Genomic DNA, 21,038 nt, shown 5'->3' with positions numbered 1-21,038 from the left:
CTTTTTAAGAATAATGGGCAAGAAGAAAATCAAGTTGCATCGTTTTGCAGCTTGATTTTTGATTTTATAAAAGTTTTGTTTTTTACTGTTTTTGAACAAAAATAATCCTAATTTTGATGTTCAGTTATTCTAAATCACAACCTTCAGCATTTTAATATTATATGAGTATTCAAGAAACAATTCAGACTTTAAGAGACGAACTTAATCAACATAACTACAACTATTACGTGTTAGATAATGCCACAATTTCTGATTACGATTTTGATATAAAACTAAAAGAACTTCAGGATTTAGAAAATAAACATCCCGAATTTTTTGACGAACATTCGCCAACGCAGCGAGTAGGAGGAATGGTTACCAAAAATTTCAAAACCATAGCACATCAATACCGCATGTATTCTTTGGATAATTCTTATTCAAAAGAAGATTTACTGGATTGGGAAAACCGAATTCAGAAAGTTCTCGGAAACGTGAATTTGCAATATACCTGCGAATTAAAATACGACGGAGCATCGATAAGTATTACTTACGAAAACGGAAAATTAGTACAGGCTTTAACTCGTGGTGATGGTTTTCAGGGTGATGACGTTACCAGCAACATCAAAACAATCCGATCAATTCCTTTACAGTTAAAAGGAAATTATCCTGAAAAATTTGATATCCGAGGCGAAATTATTTTGCCATTTGCCGGTTTTGAAAAAATGAATCAGGAATTAATCGAAATAGGAGAAACGCCTTATTCGAACCCAAGAAATACAGCTTCAGGAAGTTTAAAATTGCAAGACAGTGCTGAGGTGGCAAAACGTCCTTTAGAATGTTTATTGTATTTTGTTAGTGGAAATAATTTGCCTTTTTCGTCGCAGTACGAAGGATTAGAATCTGCCAGAAAATGGGGATTCAAAGTACCAACCGAAGCAAAATTAGTCAACAATATGCAGGAAGTTTTTGACTTCATTGATTATTGGGATGTACACCGCCATAATTTACCTTATGAAACCGATGGAGTTGTTGTAAAAGTAAACAGCATTCAATACCAGGAAGAATTAGGATATACCGCAAAATCACCTCGTTGGGCAATTGCATACAAATTCAAATCAGAGCAGGTTTCGACCCAATTAAATTCGATTACCTATCAAGTTGGGCGTACCGGAGCCATAACGCCAGTTGCTAATTTAGCGCCCGTACAATTGGCAGGAACAATTGTAAAAAGAGCTTCTTTACACAACGCAGACCAAATAGAAAAATTAGATATTAGAATAAATGATACCGTTTTTGTTGAAAAAGGAGGAGAAATTATTCCTAAAATCATCGCAGTAGATTTATCAAAACGCCCTGAAAACTCAGAGCCAACAAAATATATAACACATTGTCCAATTTGCGAAACTGAATTAGAAAGAAACGCAGGAGAGGCCAATCATTACTGTCCTAATTTTTACGGATGTCCTCCGCAGATTATAGGTAGAATCCAGCATTATATATCAAGAAAAGCAATGGATATTGAAGGTTTGGGAGGCGAAACAGTAGCTTTACTTTTCAAGAATGGTCTGGTACATAATTATGCCGATTTATACGAATTAAAAGTAGAAGATATTTTGCACCTGGAAAGAATGGCGCAAAAATCTGCTGAAAATCTGGTAAAAGGTGTAGAAAAATCAAAAGAGATTCCGTTCGAAAGTGTTTTGTTTGCACTCGGAATTCGTTTTGTTGGAGAAACTGTGGCCAAAAAATTAGCCAAGCATTATAAAAATATCGATGCACTAAGCAAAGCCTCTCTAATAGATTTGATCCTGGTAGATGAAATCGGGGAAAGAATTGCCAAAAGTGTAATTGAGTTCTTTGAAAACGAGGAAAATCAAAAAATCATTGAACGCTTAAAAAGTTACGGAGTTCAATTTGAAATTATCGAAAAAATCAACCCAAATGCTACTGAAAAATTCATCGGACAAACATTTGTCGTTTCCGGTGTTTTTACTCAATTTTCGAGAGATGAACTAAAAAAAGCCATCGAAGATAATGGAGGTAAAGTAGGAAGTTCAATTTCTGCAAAAACTGATTTTGTAGTGGCAGGCGATAATATGGGGCCCGCAAAATTAGAAAAAGCTAATAAATTAAATATTCCTATATTGTCTGAGGAAGATTTTATAAACAAATTAAATGAAAGCGAATAAACCGTCTTTGATTTTATTCTTTTTAGCATTACTGTGTACAATTATATTCGATTGTACACAACAAGATTTTTTTGCGCTCTATGCCAAAGCCGTAGTTCTTCCGGCAATATTTATTTATTTTTTAATAAGCAATGAGTTTAAAATAGGTAAAACCGAAAGTTTAATATTTCTGTTTTGCTTTATAGGTCAGGTCTTCGATTTAATGGATGTTGAGGTCTCTGAAATTGGAGGCGTAATCTGTTTTCTTGCAGTTTATCTTTTATTGATAAAACTTTTTGTACAAGATCATGAAAAAATAAAACTGGCAAAAAAAGATATTTTGCCAGTTTCTATTGTAATTATATTTATTGTCTATTTGCTCGTTTCTGTATTAAGTTTACAGTTCGACAATATGAAGAAGTTTAATTTTTTATATACTTTTTACGGAATTGTCCTCGGTGTCTTAAGTTTTTTTTCATTTGTAAACTATATAACAAAAGGAACACATATAGCATTATTAATGTCACTTATGGCCATTAGTTATATCTTTTCGGATATATTCTATATCTTCAACGAATACTTTTCGTACTCCGTTGTTTTGGTTTTAATTCGGGATATAACACAAATTTTGGCCTATTTCTTTATGGTAGAATATTTCTTAGAAAAAGCCAAAATTCATAAAAAGCCATTATACAATAATTGATCTTCCCTGATTGCTGTGTGCTTTATCTTTATCAAAATAAAAGTCAATTCGGCCTAAATTTATTCCGTAACAACCTACTTGGTTTACTAATACATCTTGTCCCGCTTTGTTTTTTACAATCGTAGGCTTATCTAAAAAAGTATGAGTATGTCCGCCAATGATTAAATCAATATCCTGAGTTAATTCAGCCAGTTTTAGATCACAAATCTTAGAGGCATCATCTTTGTATTTGTATCCTATGTGCGAAAGACAAATTACTAAATCGCATTTTTCTTCCTTTTTTAATAATTGCGTCATATCCTGAGCAATTTCTACCGGATCATTATAAACAGTTTCCTTATACAATTGTTTATCCACTAAACCTGCAAGTTCAATACCTAAACCAAAAACACCAACCTTAATTCCGTTTTTGTTAAAGATCTTATACGGTTTTACAAGTCCGTTCATGACTGTATTTTTAAAGTCATAATTAGAATTGATAAATTCAAAAGTAGCGTGAGGCATTTGAGCGTATAAACCATCGAGACCATTATCAAAATCATGATTTCCTATAGTCGATGCATCGTATTTCATCATACTCATCAACTTAAATTCAAGTTCTCCACCATAATAATTAAAGTACGGCGTTCCCTGAAAAATATCTCCCGCATCTAATAAAAGAACATTTGGGTTTTCCTTACGAATCGTTTCTATAAGAGCAGCTCTTCGCGATACACCACCTTTATTTGGGTTACGAGGATCATCAGCCGGAAACGGATCAATATGGCTGTGAACATCATTAGTATGTAAAATAGTTAAGTGCTTAATATCGTTGGTTTCAAAACTGCTCAATGACAAACCTAAGCTTAATAAAGCGGTACCTGCAGCAGTTTTTTCGATAAATTCTCTTCTTTTCATTTTATATATTTTTTGCGGAAACGATATTTTATTTTGTTATTTTTTTACCACCGATTAAAAAGATTAGCACAGATTTTTTAATCTTTTTAATCCTTTAATCTGTGGCTAAAACTTTTTACGCGCACAGAAATGATTTGTTTTTTAATTCTAAATATGTGCCTGGTCTTTTTACTCTTCTGTAATTCTGATATTTTTTGCTACCGGAATCGTATCAACTTCTTTAAAATAATCGATCAGTACATTTCGAAGTTTATAATTCAGGTCATATTTTTCAACACCTTTAGCGAAAAAAGTCATGCTGTCTCCACCATTAGCTAAATAATCATTGGTAGCCACATAATAAATCTTGTTCACATCAAGAGGTTTTCCCTGAATTAAAATATTCTTAGCTTTATTATCTTTTGTAATTGTAAATGTCATTCCTGATAAAGGCTGAGGTTTTCTCTCCTTAATAATATAAGCGGCAATTTCAAGAACTTGCTCTCCTTTTAAACCTATCACAACAAGATTGTTTTCAAAAGGCATAATTTCAAAAGCAGTTCTTGTTGTTACATTTCCTTTTGGTAAAATAGCACGAATTCCGCCATGGTTTAAAAGACAAAAGTCAATTGTTTTTTTCTCTCGCGCTTTAAAAACAAGATTTCCTCTTTCTACACAAACATCAGCTAATAAGCTACCAATACTGGTTTGCCATTTTCCTGTACTCTTATCCAAAGTTTCCGGACAGTACGCTAAAATGCTGTCTAAGTCTTTATTAATATGATCGCGATAAGGCTTGATGAATTTTTCGATTGCTGGAGTTTCAGCGTCTTTTTCCGTGATCGGAAGTTGTTTTCCTTCTATCTTCGTCAGATTGTAATTTTTCTGACTGCAAGAAGTTATAAAAAAAAGTGTTAAGAATATAACAAAAAGTTTTAAAAATCCGTTATACTTTTTTAGTTTTACCATCTTAAATGCGACTTAAATAATTAATTTTGTAATCTGGCAAAAGTACTATGTTTTTAAATTATATAAAGGAATTTTTTGTAAAAAAAACATTAAATAAAAACTTGAATAATTTCAAAAACGAAGTCTTTACCAGTAATATACAAACAATTGGTTTACTGATCGATGAAAGTGCTTTTGAGCATTCAAAAGATTTGATAAACGAGCTGGTTCTGCAGGGTATTGCTCCTCAGAACATAAAAGTTGTGGCGTATAGAAGTAAATTTAAAGAAAAAGAAACGTATTCGATCCCTACATTTGGTAACAAACATATCAATTGGAACGGAGAAATTACCGAAGCTTTTTTGAATGAATTTATAGCGACAGAATTTGATCTTTTGATTAGTTATTATGATATCGAAACTGCAATTTTGATGATGATAACCAACCAGTCGAAAGCCAGATTTAAAGTGGGATTTGCATCTGTAGATAAAAAATTAAATCGATGGATGATCGATACCACGATACAGAATTATAAACTTTTCGTTTTCGAATTGTTCAAGTATTTAAAGAGTATAAAATAAAAATATAAATTAGAATATGCAATCATTAATAGGAACTGGTGTTGCTCTTGTAACTCCATTTAAAAAAGACTTTTCAATAGATATCGAAGCTTTACAGCGTATCGTTAATTTTTCGATTGACGGAGGAGTTGAATATCTTGTGGTTATGGGTACAACAGCAGAAAATGCTACCTTGACACAAGCCGAAAAAGAATTGGTTATTACTACTGTAATCAATACAAATAAAGGAAGGTTACCACTAGTTCTTGGAGTTGGAGGTAATAATACGATGCAAATTGTTGAGGAATTAAAAACAGGAGATTTTTCAGCTTTTGAAGCGATTCTTTCTGTTTCTCCTTATTATAATAAACCAACACAAGAAGGAATATATCAGCATTTTAAAGCAATTGCAGAAGCTTCTCCAATTCCGGTCATTTTATATAATGTTCCTGGAAGAACTTCAAGCAATATGTTGCCTTCTACAGTAATTCGTTTAGCAAATGATTTTAAAAATGTTGTTGCTATAAAAGAAGCTGCAGGTGATTTGATACAAGCGATGCAAATAATAAAAAATGCACCAAAAGATTTTCTTGTAATTTCAGGAGATGATATGATTGCTTTACCAATTGTTTTAGCCGGTGGAGCAGGTGTAATTTCGGTTATTGGGCAAGGTTTTCCAAAAGAATTTTCAGAAATGATTCGTTTAGGATTAAATAAAAAGGTAAATGAAGCGTTTAAAACACAATACTTTTTATCAGATTGTATTGATATGATTTTTGAGCAGGGAAATCCAGCGGGAATCAAACAAGTCTTTCAAGCCCTTGGTATTGCTGAGAACACAGTACGTTTGCCTTTAGTAAGCGTTGATGATTCGTTAGCAAACCGATTGAATGAATTTGTAAAAAACAGCATAAAATAAGAGTGAGATTGCCGGTATTTTAATATACCAAAAAATATTTTGTAGTAGCTAAATTAATAACTAAATTTGCCACCGGAACTTCGGTGTGATTTTGCTTTGGCATAATTGTCTAAGAAATCATAATAAAAGTAAGAAAATGAAAAAAATAGTATCTCTATTAATTGTTGTTGTCCTTTTTTGTTCTTGTAGTGAATATCAAAAAGCATTAAAAAATGAAGATGTTGCGGCTAAATTTGAAGTAGCAACAAAAATGTACGAGGCAGGAAAGTATTCAAAAGCCATTCGTCTTTTTGAGCAATTAGCGCCTTCTTACAGAGGGAAACCTCAGGCAGAGAAACTTTTTTATATGTTTTCGCAATCTTATTATAAATCAAAACAATACTATTTAGCAGGCTATCAGTTTGAAAGCTTTGTTTCAGGATATCCTCGAAGCGAAAAAGTACAGGAAGCTGCTTTTTTAGGCGCTTACAGTTATTCAAAACTTGCTCCTGTATATAGTTTAGATCAAACAGATACTCAAAAAGCATTAGAGAAATTACAAGCTTTTATTGATAATTATCCAAATTCAGAATACATCGCACAGGCAAACGAATCTGTGAAAATCCTGAACGGAAAACTAGAGAAAAAAGCATACGAAAACGCAAAAGGGTACAATACGATTTCAGATTACAAATCAGCATTAGTTGCATTTGATAACTTTATTGCTGATTTCCCTGGAACACCTTTTAAAGAAGATGCGCTTTTTTACAAATACGATTCGGCATATAAATTAGCGATAAACAGTATTCCTTCAAAAATGGAAGAACGTTTAAATGTAGCCAAAGTAGCTTACGGTAACTTGATTAAGTTTAATAGTGCTACTAAATACAAAGTACAGGCAGACGAAATGAATGCCAGAGTTGAAACAGATTTACAAAAATTTACTAAATAAAATAAAGTCATGGATTTAAAAAAGACGAATGCTCCTGTAAATACAATAACTTACAATAAAACAGTTATTGAAGAGCCAACAGGAAATGTGTATGAAGCAATTACCATTATGGCTAAAAGAGCAAATCAAATTAATTCTGAAATTAAAAAAGAATTAACTGAGAAATTAGAAGAGTTTGCTACTTACAATGACAGTCTTGAAGAAGTTTTTGAAAATAAAGAACAAATTGAAGTTTCTAAATTTTACGAAAAATTACCAAAACCACACGCTTTAGCAGTTCAGGAATGGTTAGACGGTAAAACTTACCACAGAAGTTCAAATAAATAATATATAGTATAATGTCAGTTTTAAACGGGAAGAAAATTTTACTGGGTGTTTCTGGTGGAATTGCAGCCTATAAAACAGCCTCATTAGTACGACTTTTTATAAAAGCAGGTGCACATGTCCAAGTGATAATGACACCTGCTTCTAAGGATTTTGTAACTCCACTTACGTTATCTACGTTATCAAAAAATCCTGTATATTCAAGTTTCTTTAATCAGGATGATGAAGATGCTGTCTGGAACAATCACGTTGATCTGGCTCTTTGGGCTGATTTAATGATAATTGCTCCTGCAACAGCAAATACATTGTCTAAAATGACAACAGGAAACTGTGATAATCTCTTAATCGCTACTTATTTATCGGCTAAATGTCCTGTTTACTTTGCTCCGGCAATGGATTTGGATATGTACAAACATCCTTCAACATTATCCAGTTTTGCTGCTTTAAAACAGTTTGGTAATGTGATGATTCCTGCTGAAAGCGGAGAATTAGCAAGCGGTTTGTCAGGTGAGGGCAGAATGGCTGAACCTGAGAATATTATAGCTTTTCTTGAAGCTGATTTAGAAAGTAAATTACCTCTTAAAGGAAAAAAAATACTAATTACTGCCGGGCCAACATACGAAGCGATAGATCCTGTACGTTTTATAGGAAATCATTCCTCAGGAAAAATGGGTTTTGATATAGCTCATGAAGCAGCTAATCTTGGTGCAGAAGTGATTCTGGTTTCAGGACCAACCCATTATAAAGCTAAAAACAGCCTGGTTAAAGTGGTCGATGTAATTTCGGCTCAGGATATGTATGATGCATGTCATTTGTATTTTAATGATGTAGATGTTGCTATTGCAGCAGCGGCAGTAGCAGATTACAGACCTAAAGTAGTAGCTTTACAAAAGATTAAAAAAGCGGCAGATGATTTTTCGATCGAACTCGAAAAAACTAAAGATATTTTGGCATCGCTGGGAGCAATTAAAAAAAATCAGTTTTTAATTGGGTTTGCTTTAGAGACTGAAAATGAAATTGAAAATGCTAAGTTGAAAATTCAGAAAAAAAACTTAGATTTGATTGTTTTAAATTCCTTACAAGATGAAGGCGCCGGTTTTAAAAAAGAAACCAATAAAGTAACTTTTATTGATCATAATTTTGAAATCGAACCAATGGAATTAAAATCAAAAGAATCTGTTGCTGTTGATATTTTAAACAAAGTGATTTTGCATTTTTCGAAGTCATAAGGATTTATAATAAAAACGAATGGCAGGAATAGTAAATCTATTGTAGCTAAAACCAAATAGTATCGTTCGCATGAATAAAATAGTTACCCTTTTAGTATTTTTATTTTTTGGCTTTACACAAGCGCAACAGTTAAATTGTACTGTAACTATTAATACAGAAAGACTGCCCAATGCCAATCAGCAAGTTTTTAAAACGCTTCAAAGTTCTTTGTCGGAATTTGTTAATAAAACAGACTGGACCGGATCAGTTTTAAAACAAAACGAACGAATCAATTGTTCAATGTATATTACATTGTCTTCTGGAGGTTCGAATCAGTTTACAGGTACGATTCAGGTGCAGTCATCCCGATTGATTTTTAATTCGACATATTCATCGCCTGTTTTAAATTACAACGATAAAGACTTTAATTTTCAATACACAGAATACGAGCCTTTGCTATTTAATCCGTCTACTTTTGAGTCTAATTTAGTATCTGTAGTATCTTTTTATAGCTATATAATTTTAGCCATGGATGCTGATACTTTTCAAATGGGAGCAGGAAATCAATATCTTGAAACAGCTCAGAATATTGCCAGCGTTGCACAACAAGGTGGGTCGAAAGGCTGGAGCCAATCTGACGGACTTCAGAATCGTTATTATTTAATAAATGATATGGCCTCGCCAATGTATAGTGATTTGCGTCAGGTAATGTATGCATATCACACCGGTTTAGACGGAATGAGTCTTGATTTAAAAGCATCAAAAGAAAAAATTAAAAACGCCATAATGATTATTGGGAAACTGAATTCAGTTAAACCAAATGCCTTTTTAACCAGAGTCTTTTTTGATGCAAAATCAGATGAAATCGTTTCTATTTTTTCAGGAGGGCCTAGTATTCCGGTTGGGGATTTAATAGATGTGCTGAATAAAGTATCGCCTCTGAATTCTACTAAATGGTCTCAGATTAAATTTTAAATTGATTCTTTTCTCAATTTTACTATCTTACTAACTTTTATATTTATACAATTTCTTTATGATAACGTCCTTGTCAATTAAAAACTATGCCCTGATTGAAAAACTTACTATAGATTTTTCAAGAGGTTTTTCTATAATTACAGGTGAAACGGGTGCTGGTAAATCGATTATACTAGGAGCGATAGGATTGGTTTTAGGAAAAAGAGCCGATTTAACATCATTAAAAAATAAAGAAGAAAAATGTGTTATTGAAGCGCATTTTGAAATATCAAAATACAATCTTAAAGAGTTTTTTGAAGTAAATGATCTCGATTATGAAGATGAAACCATCATTCGAAGAGAAATTTTGCCTTCAGGAAAATCCCGTGCGTTTATAAATGATAGTCCTGTAAATCTTCAGGAGTTACAAGATTTAAGTTTATTTTTGATTGATATACATTCGCAGCAACAAACTCAGGAACTTTCTGATGAAGGAGTTCAGTTTAAAATAATCGATGCTATTGCTAATAATTTTGATACCATTCAGTCGTATCAAAAAGCATTAAAATCGTATAAAGCAGATAAGTCAAAATTAAATGCTTTATTAAAAAAACAAAGTGATTCAGGAAAAGAGCAGGAGTATAATACTTTTTTGTTGAACGAATTAGTATCAGCCAAATTAAAATCTGGCGAGCAGGAAGAATTAGAAACTGACTTTGAGAAATTAAATAACGTTGAAATTATAAAAGAAGCAATTGACAAATCTCTTGTAATTGCAAACGAAGAACAATTTGGAGTTTTTCATAATCTTAATGAAATTAAAACTTCACTACAAAAAATCGCCCTTTTTTCTCCTGAATATCAAAGTATATTCGAAAGAATTACAAGTCTCGCAATTGAATTTGATGATGTTTCTAAAGAATTGCAAAATGCTTCAGAAAAATTATTAAATGATCCTGTGCAATTAGAATTTGTGAGTCAGAAATTACAATTGATTTACAATTTGCAAAAGAAACATCAGGTAAGTTCTGTTGATGAATTGATTGAAATTCAAGCCAATTTAGGAAATACATTATTAGAACTTGATAATATCGAGGAAGAAATCGCTTCATTATCAAAAGCAATAGAGCAAAAAGCAGAAGAATTAGATGCTTTTTCGGCTACAATTCATCAAAATAGAACAAAAGCAATTCCGGTTTTATCTCAAAAACTGATTTCGATTTTAGAAACTTTAGGAATGCCAAACGTTCGTTTTAATATGGAGCTGTTGCCGTCTGAAACCTATTTTCAAAATGGTAAAGATGAACTGCAATTTTTATTCTCTGCAAACAAAGGGACTGATTTTGGTTTACTGAAAAAAGTCGCTTCAGGAGGAGAGATGTCACGTATTATGCTGGCTGTTAAAGCAATTTTAGCACAATATTCTAAATTACCAACTTTAATTTTTGACGAGATAGATACGGGAGTTTCCGGAGAAATTGCAATCAGAATGGGGGAGATCATGAAAGAAATGAGTGCTACAATGCAAATTTTTGCCATAACGCATTTACCGCAAATAGCAGCAAAAGGAGATTCTCATTTTAAAGTTTTCAAATCTACTGTAGACGATGATACACAATCAGAGCTAAAGCTATTGTCTCAGGACGAAAGAGTTATAGAAATTGCTCAAATGTTATCAGGAGCAGTTGTTTCTGATTCCGCTTTAAATCATGCTAAAGCCTTGTTGAACTAAAGAAATAATTTATATTTGTCAACTCAAAGCTAATTAAACAAACGTAAATAAGTTAGTCAATATATCGTAATGGTAGAGTAACCCAATCAACGAATAAATAGAAAAATATGATTATAGAACCTAGAATGAGAGGATTTATTTGCTTGACTGCACACCCAAAAGGCAGCGAGCAAAATGTTAAAAATCAAATAGAATACATAAAATCAAAAGGTTCAATTGCCGGTGCTAAAAAAGTATTGGTTATTGGTGCTTCAACAGGTTTTGGATTAGCTTCAAGAATTACAAGTGCTTTTGGATCTGATGCTGCAACTATTGGAGTGTTTTTTGAAAAACCACCGGTTGAAGGAAAAACAGCTTCTCCAGGATGGTATAATTCTGCTGCATTTGAAACAGAAGCTCACAAAGCAGGTTTATATGCAAAAAGTATTAACGGAGATGCTTTTTCTAATGAAATAAAAAGACAGACTTTAGATTTAATCAAAGCTGATTTAGGTCAGGTTGATCTTGTAATCTACAGTTTAGCATCACCAGTTCGTCAACATCCGGTAACAGGAGTTTTGCATCGTTCGGTTTTAAAACCAATCGGGCAAACTTTTACCAATAAAACAGTAGATTTTCATACAGGAAATGTTACAGAAGTTTCTATTGCTCCGGCAAACGAAGAAGATATCGAGAATACAGTGGCAGTAATGGGAGGTGAAGATTGGGCTATGTGGATTGATGCTTTAAAAGCAGAGAATTTATTGGCAGATGGAGCTACAACAGTTGCTTATTCTTATATCGGGCCATCATTGACAGAAGCAGTTTACCGTAAAGGTACAATTGGTTGTGCAAAAGATCATTTAGAGGCTACAGCATTCTCTATCACAGATAGTTTAGAGTCTATTGGAGGAAAAGCATATGTTTCTGTAAACAAAGCATTAGTTACACAAGCAAGTTCTGCAATTCCGGTTATTCCATTATATATTTCTCTTTTATATAAAATTATGAAAGAAGAAGGTATTCACGAAGGTTGTATTGAGCAAATCCAACGTTTGTTTCAGGACAGATTATACAACGGATCTGAAGTTCCTGTAGACGAAAAAGGAAGAATCAGAATCGACGATTGGGAAATGCGTGATGATGTTCAGGAAAAAGTGGCTAAACTTTGGTTAGAAGCTACAACTGAAACATTGCCGGAAATTGGAGATTTAGCAGGATACAGAAACGATTTCTTAAATCTTTTCGGGTTTGAATTTGTTGGAGTAGATTACAAAGCAGATACAAATGAAGTTGTTGAGATCGAAAGCATCAAATAGATAAAGAAATTATAATAAAATGAAAAAACCATCAACCAAAAGTTGATGGTTTTTTTATGAATATAGCATATCTTTGTTAAAATTTTGAATTTAATAATTGCCACTTTAATACCGCACATCCCGTTATGATTTTTTCTTTAATTATACCCGTGTATAATCGTCCAGATGAAGTTGATGAACTTTTAGAAAGTCTGTCTAAATCTGATTATAATGAAGCTTTTGAAATTGTTCTAGTTGAAGACGGATCATCTATACCATGCAAAGATGTAGTGATGACCTATCAGGGTAAATTGAACATTTCGTACTATTTTAAGCCGAATTCAGGACCTGGAGATTCAAGAAATTTTGGAATGCAAAAAGCGCGAGGTGATTATTTTATCATTTTCGATTCAGATTGTATCATTCCGTCTCAATATTTAACCGAAGTGCGAAAAGCTTTAGACGCTGATTATGTAGACTGTTTTGGCGGACCGGATAAAGCATTAGACAGTTTCTCAGATATTCAGAAAGCGATTAATTTTGCTATGACTTCTTTCCTGACAACAGGAGGAATTCGTGGTGGCTCTGAAAAGATCAATAAATTCCAGCCAAGAAGTTTCAACATGGGAATTTCAAAAAAGGCATTTGAAGCATCAAAAGGCTTCGGAAACATACATCCCGGCGAAGATCCTGACCTTTCTATTCGTTTATGGAACCTGGGATTCGAAACCAGGTTATTTCCAGAGGCATATGTTTATCATAAACGTAGAATCGACTGGGAAAAATTTTCAGTTCAGGTAAATAAATTCGGGATCGCAAGACCAATATTAAATAGTTGGTATCCAGAACATAATAAGCTTACGTTCTTCTTTCCTACTGTTTTTATACTAGGGTTATTATTAGCTTTTTTACTATTAATTTTCAATATTGATATTTTATTACAATTATATTTTGTATATTTCGTTATTATTTTTCTTACATCAAGTATTAAAAATAGAAGTATTAAAATTGGATACTTATCTGTAATAGCAGTTTGGAAGCAGTTCTATGGTTACGGAACAGGATTTTTAAAATCGTTCGTAAAAATTATTCTTTTAAAGAAAAAACCACAAGAAGCATTTCCTCGTATGTTTTTTAAAGTATAATATGACTAAAGTTATTGGTTTAACAGGTGGAATTGGAAGTGGAAAAACCACCATTGCAAATTATTTTGCATTAATGGGTATTCCGGTTTACATTGCTGATGATGAAGCCAAAAAAGTAATGCAATCAGAAAATATTGTACAACAAATAAAAACAACATTTGGCGATTCTATTTTTGAAAATGATATTTTAAACAGAGCAAAGCTAGCTGAAATTGTTTTTAATAATGCCGATAAATTAGCACAACTAAATGCTATTGTTCATCCCGCTGTAAAAAGCGATTTTGAATTATGGCTGCAGGAAAATAAAAATCATGACTATGTTATTTATGAAGCCGCAATTTTGTTCGAAAGCGGTCGTTATAAAGAATGTGATGTAATTATAACCGTTACCGCACCGGAACAAATTAGAATCGAAAGAGTTGTGAAGCGGGATAATACCACACGTGAACAAGTTTTAAGTAGAATGAAAATGCAATGGAATGACGAAAAAAGAATTTCTTTGAGCAATTTTGTAATTAATAACAGTAATCTTAAAATTGCTAAAGAAGAAGTTGTTAAAATTCTTAAAATTTTAAATATAAAACAAAATCAGTCTTAAATGTTAATATTTGGTTAATGTATTATTTAGTATATTGTTAAAATATTAATTTTGTTTCGATGAATAAATTATTTTTTAGAATACTTGTTTTATTGATGAGTTTGTCCTTAATAGGGATTATTCTGGTGCAGGTATATTGGTTCAACTCTTCATTTAAAAACAATGATGAGCAGTTTAAATACCACGTAACACAAGTAATTGGTAATGTTGCTGATAAACTTGAACAACAAGAGGAATACAGTTTCTATGACAAATACAACCGTATAAAAGACAGTACCGGTAAAACTCCAAAAAAAGAAGATTTATTAGAAGTTCTCTACGTTCAGAGAAATACAAAAACAAATAAAACAATTGTATATTCTAACACACTTACGTCTGAAGATTACGATATAAACGGAGCGCTATTTAATAAAAAATTTAGCAGCGAAAGATTTAAAAACTTTAGTTCAAAAAGAGTAACAGAAGTCTACAATAACAATAATTCAATCGATAATAATGGTTTAGGACAAAGTATTATTCCTGATCTAAGAATTGAAAAATCAGGTAGTTTAGATATTTTAAATAAAGTTCAGCAGCAAATTCAGTATAAAGATATTGCTTCACTAACACCTATAGAAGGAAGAATTACAAAAGATAAGCTTCAAAGACTTTTAAAGAAAGAATTAGAAGAATATGGTGTAAAAACCAAATTTGAATACGGAGTTCTTAACAGTGGGCTTGCAACAAAAGTAAAATCTGACGGATTTCACTACGATAAAGATGCAAGTTATCATGTACCAATTTATACAGACAACGAAGGAAATAGCAAATACGAGTTATTCATTACGTTTCCTCATAAAAAGAAATTTTTATTGTCTGAATTGTTGAGCATTACAATATTGTCAATAATTTTTACATTAATTATTATAGTTGCCTATACCAGTGCGTTGAATCAATTGTTGCGTCAAAAACATATTTCTGAAATCAAAACAGATTTTATAAATAATATGACACACGAGTTTAAGACTCCAATTGCAACCATAAATTTAGCACTTGATGCAATTAAGAATCCTAAAATTATTGAAGATAAAGAAAAAGTATTTCGATATCTGCAAATGATTCGGGACGAAAATAAAAGAATGCACGCTCAGGTTGAAAACGTTCTTCGTATTTCTAAATTAGAAAAAAGAGAATTAGATATTACAAAAGAGCCAACTGCAATTCACGATATAATTGATGATGCAATTGAGCACGTAAACTTAATTCTTGAAGATAGAAAAGGAACTGTTGTAAAGCATTATAATGCTGCAAGAACAACAAGTTTAATCAACGAAGTACATTTTACAAACGTGTTGGTTAATATTTTAGAAAACGCCATAAAATATTCGCCTGGAATTCCTGAAATAGAAATTTTTACAGAAAATGTCAAAGACATGATTCTGATAAAAGTAAAAGATAACGGTCTTGGTATGAGTAAAATTGCTCAAAAAAGAGTTTTTGAGAAGTTTTACAGAGAACATACAGGAGACTTACATAACGTAAAAGGACATGGTTTAGGCCTTGCTTATGTAAAAAGAATAGTAGAGGATCACAATGGTCAAGTATATGTTGAAAGCGAAAAAGGAAAAGGTAGCACCTTTATAATAAAAATACCATTAATAAATTAAAATATGGAAAATAATAACAAAAGAATACTTTTAGTAGAAGATGACCTTAATTTTGGGGCAGTTCTTAAAGATTATCTAATGTTAAATGACTTTGAAGTTACTTTAGCTAAAAACGGTATGGAAGGTTTCGAGAAATTCAAGAAAGATGTATATGATTTATGTATTCTTGATGTAATGATGCCTTATAAAGATGGTTATACTTTAGCCAAAGAAATTAGAGAAAAGAACAGCGAAGTGCCAATTATCTTCTTAACGGCAAAATCGATGAAAGAAGATGTGCTGAAAGGTTATAAAGCTGGTGCTGATGATTATTTGAATAAACCTTTTGATTCAGAAGTTTTATTGATGAAAATCAAAGCAATCATTCAAAGAAAATCTGCAGATACAAAAGCAGAACAAGTTCAGTTTGAGTTTAATATTGGTAAATTCCACTTAAATTCTAAACTTAGATTTTTAACGTTCGAAAATGACGAACCGATAAAATTATCTCCAAAAGAGAACGAATTGCTTAAAATGTTAATTCTTCATGAAAATGATTTAATGCCAAGAGAATTAGCTTTAACTAAAATCTGGAGAGATGATAACTACTTTACTTCAAGAAGTATGGACGTTTACATCGCTAAACTTAGAAAATATCTAAAAGCAGACGAAGATGTTGAAATCCTTAACATTCACGGTGAAGGTTTCAGATTAGTTGTTAAAAGCAAAGTAACAGAATAACAAAAAGTTCACCAAACTAAAAATATCAAAGCTCTGAGAAATCAGGGCTTTTTTTATGCTTAGTTTTTTTCAGATCACAATTATGCATAATCTTGTCATTTCGACGGAGGAGAAATCACACAAGAAATTCCGTATAGAAAGTCGCCAATCTTTGTCGATTTGCTAGTGTGATTTCTCCTCCGTCGAAATGACAAATACTGTGACAATAATTGGAATTTGGAATTTAATTTTTGATTTTTTATATAATTTGGAGCTATTTCCTGCTATCCGTTATATCTTTTTATCCGTGAAAAACGGATAAAAAGGATGCCGCTTCTATCAGGGCTAGGGCTTTAGTTTTCAGTTAGATAATATGGTTTTCCAGGATTCAAAAAACATACTGATTATTTTTTAGATGAATTTTCTTTAAAATAAATTTGGAAAATCAAAAAAGTATTCTGAATATTTGCACACGAAAAAAGTAATAACCCTTTAATAACGAAGAAAAATGTCTGTATTTACATTATCATTTCAGAGCTTCACATCAAACAAGTTTGGTGCAGCGCTTCTTCGTGGCCTATTTCAATCTTAGAAATTCATTTTTAGATATATAAAAAAGCCCGAAGACATTTAGTTTCGGGCTTTTTTTATTCTAGACACTTCAAATTTTCCCGAATAATCGATTTTATTATTTATCCGAATGGGTAAAATGTTATAGCCTGTTTTGGCTATTAATTTAATGCACTATAATTTTTTATGGAAAATTATACAGCAGAAGAGTATGCTTTGTGCTCTCGCTTTAAAAATAAAAGAACAAAGAAAAGATTAGTAAAAGAAGATTTTGAAAAACAATTAATTCAGTTAAGAAAGCTTGAAGTTGAACTTTGGAAAAAACGACAGAATCTGCCATTAGTTCCTTTAGCAACGCCTTATCAAAAAGGTTGGGAACGCAGTTTTGTGTTAAGAGAAGATATAGTAAGATCAAACGAAGCTGCTTTTTACAAAACATTGCTGGAGAAGATAAATACATGGCAATATTCTCCCGATAAGTCTTTTAAGAAAAAGAAAAAGAGGAAAAGAAAACATGTGTATGTCGAAAAACTTCAAACAGTAAAAGAGTTTTCTGAATCAGAATGGAGAAGTCCAAAACTAGCATTAACTGAAAAAGAGAAAATGCATTTTTATAAAAGGGAACGATGGTGTCCTAATTGTAAACGCTATAAAATTCATTACATATTTAATGAGCCATGGCGGTATGTGTTTCGCGTTAAACCTTATATGATAACGCACACTAAAATGGTTGATGCAGATTTAGAAAGCGAAATTCAGCTTCTTGACAATTACATTACGAATCTTAATTTACGACATAGAATAAACAAATTAGTAGATGGTTTTTCGTATAGCTGGAGTTATTATCAAAATGAAAATCCACGAGAGATAAACCCAATTAAAAATAAAAGTCTGCACGTATTGTATCAGCAATATGTAGACGAAATGATATAAATCATGGGAAATAAATTATCCGGAAAAGACCTGATTAAATTGGGCTTTCCAAAAAATAATTCAATAAATATTGCTTTAGGGCAAATCAACAGATATAGAAAAAGAGAGAAAAAAGAATCTATTCTAACAGAAGCCAAAGAGGTTTTACTTCATCCGGAAAAGTTTGAAGGACACGGAACCTGGGGCAAAGTAGCCGAAGGATTGGTAAATCCGGTTCAGGTAAGAATGCATCAGTTGAAAACAACAAGAGCTCCTTTTACCATTTTTGGAGAAAATGAAATCGATCAGCAAGCTAAGTTTCAGTTATATGATTCTTTAAAGTTGCCCATTTCAGTTGCGGGAGCTTTAATGCCAGACGCGCATTCAGGTTATGGATTACCAATTGGTGGGGTATTAGCGACAGATAACGCAGTTATTCCGTATGGAGTTGGTGTTGATATTGGCTGCCGAATGAGTTTGTCAATTTTTGATTTACCGGCTTCACATTTCAAAGGAAAAGAACATCAGTTACAGGCTATTTTAAAAGACAATACCAAATTCGGAATGAATGAAACGCATGCTACAAAAGCAGATCACGAAGTTTTTTATAAAAGCGAGTTTCAGGATATTCCGCTATTGAAAAATCTTTTACCAAAAGCCTACAAACAATTAGGAAGTTCTGGTGGAGGAAATCACTTTGTAGAATTTGGAATTGCCAAAATCGACAATCCGGAGAATGAATGGAAGTTGGGTGTTGGTGAATATTTTGCTGTTTTATCACATAGTGGTTCACGAGGTTTAGGCGCAAACATTGCTAAACATTATACTTATTTGGCCACAAAACAATGTCCGTTGCCTAAAAACGTTCAGCATTTGGCCTGGTTAGATCTAAATACGCACGATGGGCAAGAATATTGGCTCGCGATGAATTTAGCCGGAGAATACGCTAAAGCGTGTCACGATGATATTCATAGAAGAATTGCCAAAGCAATAGGGAAAAGAGTAGTGGTGACAATTGAAAATCACCACAATTTTGCCTGGAAAGAAATGGTAAATGGTCAGGAATGTATTGTGCATAGAAAAGGCGCGACTCCGGCTGCAGAAGGTCAATTGGGGATTATTCCGGGATCAATGACGGCGCCGGGATACATTGTGAAAGGCAAAGGAAATGCAGAAAGCTTAAACTCAGCCTCGCACGGAGCTGGACGTTTGTTTTCGAGAGCCAAATGCAAAGCCACTTTTACGCAAAGTGAAATTAAAAAAGTGCTAAAAGCAAATGATGTAACCTTGATTGGAGGAAATATCGACGAAGCGCCAATGGCGTACAAAGACATTACAAAAGTGATGGGAAATCAAACGGATTTGGTGGAAGTGCTTGGAACTTTTACGCCAAAAATCGTTAGAATGGACCGATAAGAAATCAAAAAATGGAAAAAATAATTCAGATAACAGCGGGTCGGGGGCCTGCAGAATGCACTTGGGTTGTTGCCCAAGTGCTTAAAAAAGTTTTGGACGAAGCGCAAGATCAAAAATTAGAAGCGATTTTGCTTCAAAGAGAAGTGGGGCAGGAAAATGGAACTATAGAAACCGCAACAATTGCTATAAAAGGAACTAACGCTAAGATATTTGCGAATTCCTGGATAGGCACCATTCAATGGATTGGTCAAAGTCAGTTTAGGAAAATGCACAAACGCAAGAACTGGTTTATTGGCATTTTTGAAATTGAAGCACGCAAAAATACATCGATTTCAGAAAATGATATTCAATATCAAGCGATGCGAAGTTCGGGTGCGGGCGGGCAACATGTAAACAAAGTGAGTTCGGCCATTCGTGCAACACATATTCCAACAGGAATTGCGGTAGTTTCGATGGATAGCCGTTCGCAACACCAAAACAAAAAACTGGCAACAGAAAGATTATTAAAAAAACTAGAAGACGAAACTTTGCAACAGCTTAAAAACCATGTTGGAAAACAATGGGAAAATCAGCTCAATATTCAGCGTGGTAATCCTGTGAGGGTTTTTACAGGATCTGACTTTAAAAAGAATAAAGTGGAGAAAGGTTATAAAGGAACTCGTCAGAAATTAAAAACAGATTTACGAAATGAAAACAATTGATAAATACGTTTTTCAGGCTTTGGATAATTATCCGTATTCGCTTGAAGAAACAATAGAATCCTTAGATTATGCTTTTTCTTATGATGCAAAAAATACGATGGTTTTATGTTTGTACGGAAGAATTCAGGCAGAACAATTATGGAATTATGAGGAAGCAAAATCTTATTTTCAGGAGGCTTTGGCTATAAATATTCATGCACTTGAAGTGTATCCGTATTATATTCAGACTTTAATTTTGAATGAAGATTACCAAGAAGCTCAAAAACTGATTGATTTTGCTTTGACTGTAAAAGGAATAAATAAATCTGACATTTATGTAAAGAAAACGATTCTTCTTGAGGCACAACTTCAATTTAAAGAAGCATTAACAGCCATCAAAAATGCAAAATTATATACGTTACAATTTGCCTTTGATTCAGATATTACGGAAGTAGAAAAAAGAATAAAAAGCAAAATTGATTTGATAAAGTATAAAAAGAAGCCTAAAAAATCGAAAAAAGAGGTTAAAAAGAAATCAAAATGATTTTTGATTTAAAACTAAAAAACGATGCAACTCTATTTGAGTTGCATCGTTTTTTTTTTTTTAGAGAATTTAACAAATTAAAAATGAAATAGTCCACTATATTTAAACGAATAACATCATTTTTTGTGTAGCCCTACGGGACAATTTTATTGTTATGTAATTTGTTTTCTACCAACATTTAACTCCTAACGGAGTATTACATAAAGGCTTTAAAACTACTTGTAGAAATATCTCGTAGATTTTCTACC

Annotated in this window: 20 protein-coding genes; 18 read left to right on the top strand and 2 right to left on the bottom strand. The window is 32.5% G+C overall.

What is annotated here, in order from left to right; genetic code table 11:
• Positions 1-161 precede the first annotated feature (161 nt).
• A complete protein-coding gene (ligA, locus tag FLACOL7796_RS02500; RefSeq protein WP_173969259.1) occupies positions 162-2,168 on the top strand; it encodes an NAD-dependent DNA ligase LigA in 2,007 nt (668 codons plus the stop codon).
• Positions 2,155-2,850, top strand: a complete 696-nt coding sequence (locus FLACOL7796_RS02495; RefSeq protein WP_173969258.1) for a lysoplasmalogenase family protein — start codon at positions 2,155-2,157, stop codon at positions 2,848-2,850. The genes ligA and FLACOL7796_RS02495 overlap by 14 nt, the downstream gene beginning before the upstream one ends.
• Here the strand turns inward: FLACOL7796_RS02495 and FLACOL7796_RS02490 are convergent.
• Both FLACOL7796_RS02490 and FLACOL7796_RS02485 read right to left on the bottom strand, forming a co-directional pair.
• Positions 2,836-3,747, bottom strand: a complete 912-nt coding sequence (locus tag FLACOL7796_RS02490) for a bifunctional metallophosphatase/5'-nucleotidase (RefSeq protein WP_173969257.1) — start codon at positions 3,745-3,747, stop codon at positions 2,836-2,838. The genes FLACOL7796_RS02495 and FLACOL7796_RS02490 overlap by 15 nt on opposite strands.
• A gap of 168 nt (positions 3,748-3,915) precedes the next feature.
• Positions 3,916-4,695: a 5'-nucleotidase C-terminal domain-containing protein gene (locus tag FLACOL7796_RS02485; RefSeq protein WP_173969256.1), complete on the bottom strand. Its 780-nt coding sequence runs from the start codon at positions 4,693-4,695 to the stop codon at positions 3,916-3,918.
• A gap of 47 nt (positions 4,696-4,742) precedes the next feature.
• On the opposite strand from FLACOL7796_RS02485, the gene FLACOL7796_RS02480 reads away from it, so the two are divergent.
• From FLACOL7796_RS02480 to FLACOL7796_RS02405, 16 genes are all read left to right on the top strand, one after another.
• On the top strand, positions 4,743-5,255 hold the full coding sequence (locus FLACOL7796_RS02480) for a DUF6913 domain-containing protein (protein ID WP_173969255.1): 513 nt from the start codon (positions 4,743-4,745) through the stop codon (positions 5,253-5,255).
• Positions 5,256-5,271: 16 nt separating this feature from the next.
• Positions 5,272-6,153, top strand: coding sequence for a 4-hydroxy-tetrahydrodipicolinate synthase (gene dapA / locus FLACOL7796_RS02475; protein ID WP_173969254.1), 882 nt, complete (start codon positions 5,272-5,274; stop codon positions 6,151-6,153).
• 136 nt (positions 6,154-6,289) lie between these two features.
• Positions 6,290-7,084: an outer membrane protein assembly factor BamD gene (locus tag FLACOL7796_RS02470; RefSeq protein ID WP_173969253.1), complete on the top strand. Its 795-nt coding sequence runs from the start codon at positions 6,290-6,292 to the stop codon at positions 7,082-7,084.
• Positions 7,085-7,093: 9 nt separating this feature from the next.
• Positions 7,094-7,411 (top strand): DNA-directed RNA polymerase subunit omega, encoded by a 318-nt coding sequence (locus FLACOL7796_RS02465; protein ID WP_008463064.1) that lies wholly within the window; start codon positions 7,094-7,096, stop codon positions 7,409-7,411.
• Between the two features lie 11 nt (positions 7,412-7,422).
• The gene (coaBC, locus tag FLACOL7796_RS02460) at positions 7,423-8,637 is read left to right on the top strand and encodes a bifunctional phosphopantothenoylcysteine decarboxylase/phosphopantothenate--cysteine ligase CoaBC (protein WP_173969252.1); all 1,215 of its coding nucleotides are present in this window, start codon (positions 7,423-7,425) and stop codon (positions 8,635-8,637) included.
• 70 nt (positions 8,638-8,707) lie between these two features.
• Positions 8,708-9,592, top strand: coding sequence for a type IX secretion system protein PorD (gene porD / locus FLACOL7796_RS02455; protein ID WP_173969251.1), 885 nt, complete (start codon positions 8,708-8,710; stop codon positions 9,590-9,592).
• 58 nt (positions 9,593-9,650) lie between these two features.
• Positions 9,651-11,303, top strand: coding sequence for a DNA repair protein RecN (gene recN, locus FLACOL7796_RS02450; RefSeq protein WP_173969250.1), 1,653 nt, complete (start codon positions 9,651-9,653; stop codon positions 11,301-11,303).
• Between the two features lie 107 nt (positions 11,304-11,410).
• Positions 11,411-12,601, top strand: coding sequence for an enoyl-ACP reductase FabV (fabV, locus tag FLACOL7796_RS02445; protein ID WP_173969249.1), 1,191 nt, complete (start codon positions 11,411-11,413; stop codon positions 12,599-12,601).
• Positions 12,602-12,726: 125 nt separating this feature from the next.
• A complete protein-coding gene (locus FLACOL7796_RS02440) occupies positions 12,727-13,725 on the top strand; it encodes a glycosyltransferase (RefSeq protein ID WP_173969248.1) in 999 nt (332 codons plus the stop codon).
• A 1-nt stretch (position 13,726) separates the two neighbouring features.
• Positions 13,727-14,323: a dephospho-CoA kinase gene (coaE, locus tag FLACOL7796_RS02435; RefSeq protein WP_173969247.1), complete on the top strand. Its 597-nt coding sequence runs from the start codon at positions 13,727-13,729 to the stop codon at positions 14,321-14,323.
• 59 nt (positions 14,324-14,382) lie between these two features.
• On the top strand, positions 14,383-15,969 hold the full coding sequence (locus tag FLACOL7796_RS02430) for a sensor histidine kinase (protein ID WP_173969246.1): 1,587 nt from the start codon (positions 14,383-14,385) through the stop codon (positions 15,967-15,969).
• A gap of 3 nt (positions 15,970-15,972) precedes the next feature.
• The gene (locus FLACOL7796_RS02425) at positions 15,973-16,689 is read left to right on the top strand and encodes a response regulator transcription factor (RefSeq protein ID WP_026985497.1); all 717 of its coding nucleotides are present in this window, start codon (positions 15,973-15,975) and stop codon (positions 16,687-16,689) included.
• Between the two features lie 735 nt (positions 16,690-17,424).
• The gene (locus tag FLACOL7796_RS02420; RefSeq protein ID WP_173969245.1) at positions 17,425-18,171 is read left to right on the top strand and encodes a hypothetical protein; all 747 of its coding nucleotides are present in this window, start codon (positions 17,425-17,427) and stop codon (positions 18,169-18,171) included.
• Between the two features lie 3 nt (positions 18,172-18,174).
• Positions 18,175-19,566: an RtcB family protein gene (locus FLACOL7796_RS02415; protein ID WP_173969244.1), complete on the top strand. Its 1,392-nt coding sequence runs from the start codon at positions 18,175-18,177 to the stop codon at positions 19,564-19,566.
• An 11-nt stretch (positions 19,567-19,577) separates the two neighbouring features.
• Positions 19,578-20,267 carry a peptide chain release factor H gene (gene prfH / locus FLACOL7796_RS02410; RefSeq protein ID WP_173969243.1) on the top strand — a complete coding sequence of 230 codons (690 nt, stop codon included), beginning with the start codon at positions 19,578-19,580 and terminating at the stop codon, positions 20,265-20,267.
• Positions 20,254-20,790, top strand: coding sequence for a hypothetical protein (locus tag FLACOL7796_RS02405; RefSeq protein ID WP_173969242.1), 537 nt, complete (start codon positions 20,254-20,256; stop codon positions 20,788-20,790). The genes prfH and FLACOL7796_RS02405 overlap by 14 nt, the downstream gene beginning before the upstream one ends.
• Positions 20,791-21,038 lie beyond the last annotated feature (248 nt).

Origin of the sequence: Flavobacterium bizetiae, from assembly GCF_902804475.1 — a bacterium.
Classification (GTDB): domain Bacteria; phylum Bacteroidota; class Bacteroidia; order Flavobacteriales; family Flavobacteriaceae; genus Flavobacterium; species Flavobacterium bizetiae.
Note: the sequence above shows the minus strand (reverse complement) of the source record. Positions and strands in the feature narration are given on the sequence as shown.

Coding starts and splice junctions, on each gene's coding strand:
- FLACOL7796_RS02430 (WP_173969246.1), top strand. CDS start 14,383: ATGAATAAATTATTTTTTAGAATACTTGTTTTATTGATGAGTTTGTCC.
- ligA (WP_173969259.1), top strand. CDS start 162: ATGAGTATTCAAGAAACAATTCAGACTTTAAGAGACGAACTTAATCAA.
- FLACOL7796_RS02470 (WP_173969253.1), top strand. CDS start 6,290: ATGAAAAAAATAGTATCTCTATTAATTGTTGTTGTCCTTTTTTGTTCT.
- coaBC (WP_173969252.1), top strand. CDS start 7,423: ATGTCAGTTTTAAACGGGAAGAAAATTTTACTGGGTGTTTCTGGTGGA.
- dapA (WP_173969254.1), top strand. CDS start 5,272: ATGCAATCATTAATAGGAACTGGTGTTGCTCTTGTAACTCCATTTAAA.
- fabV (WP_173969249.1), top strand. CDS start 11,411: ATGATTATAGAACCTAGAATGAGAGGATTTATTTGCTTGACTGCACAC.
- FLACOL7796_RS02495 (WP_173969258.1), top strand. CDS start 2,155: ATGAAAGCGAATAAACCGTCTTTGATTTTATTCTTTTTAGCATTACTG.
- FLACOL7796_RS02425 (WP_026985497.1), top strand. CDS start 15,973: ATGGAAAATAATAACAAAAGAATACTTTTAGTAGAAGATGACCTTAAT.
- coaE (WP_173969247.1), top strand. CDS start 13,727: ATGACTAAAGTTATTGGTTTAACAGGTGGAATTGGAAGTGGAAAAACC.
- porD (WP_173969251.1), top strand. CDS start 8,708: ATGAATAAAATAGTTACCCTTTTAGTATTTTTATTTTTTGGCTTTACA.
- FLACOL7796_RS02405 (WP_173969242.1), top strand. CDS start 20,254: ATGAAAACAATTGATAAATACGTTTTTCAGGCTTTGGATAATTATCCG.
- prfH (WP_173969243.1), top strand. CDS start 19,578: ATGGAAAAAATAATTCAGATAACAGCGGGTCGGGGGCCTGCAGAATGC.
- FLACOL7796_RS02415 (WP_173969244.1), top strand. CDS start 18,175: ATGGGAAATAAATTATCCGGAAAAGACCTGATTAAATTGGGCTTTCCA.
- FLACOL7796_RS02490 (WP_173969257.1), bottom strand. CDS start 3,747: ATGAAAAGAAGAGAATTTATCGAAAAAACTGCTGCAGGTACCGCTTTA.
- FLACOL7796_RS02420 (WP_173969245.1), top strand. CDS start 17,425: ATGGAAAATTATACAGCAGAAGAGTATGCTTTGTGCTCTCGCTTTAAA.
- FLACOL7796_RS02485 (WP_173969256.1), bottom strand. CDS start 4,695: ATGGTAAAACTAAAAAAGTATAACGGATTTTTAAAACTTTTTGTTATA.
- recN (WP_173969250.1), top strand. CDS start 9,651: ATGATAACGTCCTTGTCAATTAAAAACTATGCCCTGATTGAAAAACTT.
- FLACOL7796_RS02480 (WP_173969255.1), top strand. CDS start 4,743: ATGTTTTTAAATTATATAAAGGAATTTTTTGTAAAAAAAACATTAAAT.
- FLACOL7796_RS02440 (WP_173969248.1), top strand. CDS start 12,727: ATGATTTTTTCTTTAATTATACCCGTGTATAATCGTCCAGATGAAGTT.
- FLACOL7796_RS02465 (WP_008463064.1), top strand. CDS start 7,094: ATGGATTTAAAAAAGACGAATGCTCCTGTAAATACAATAACTTACAAT.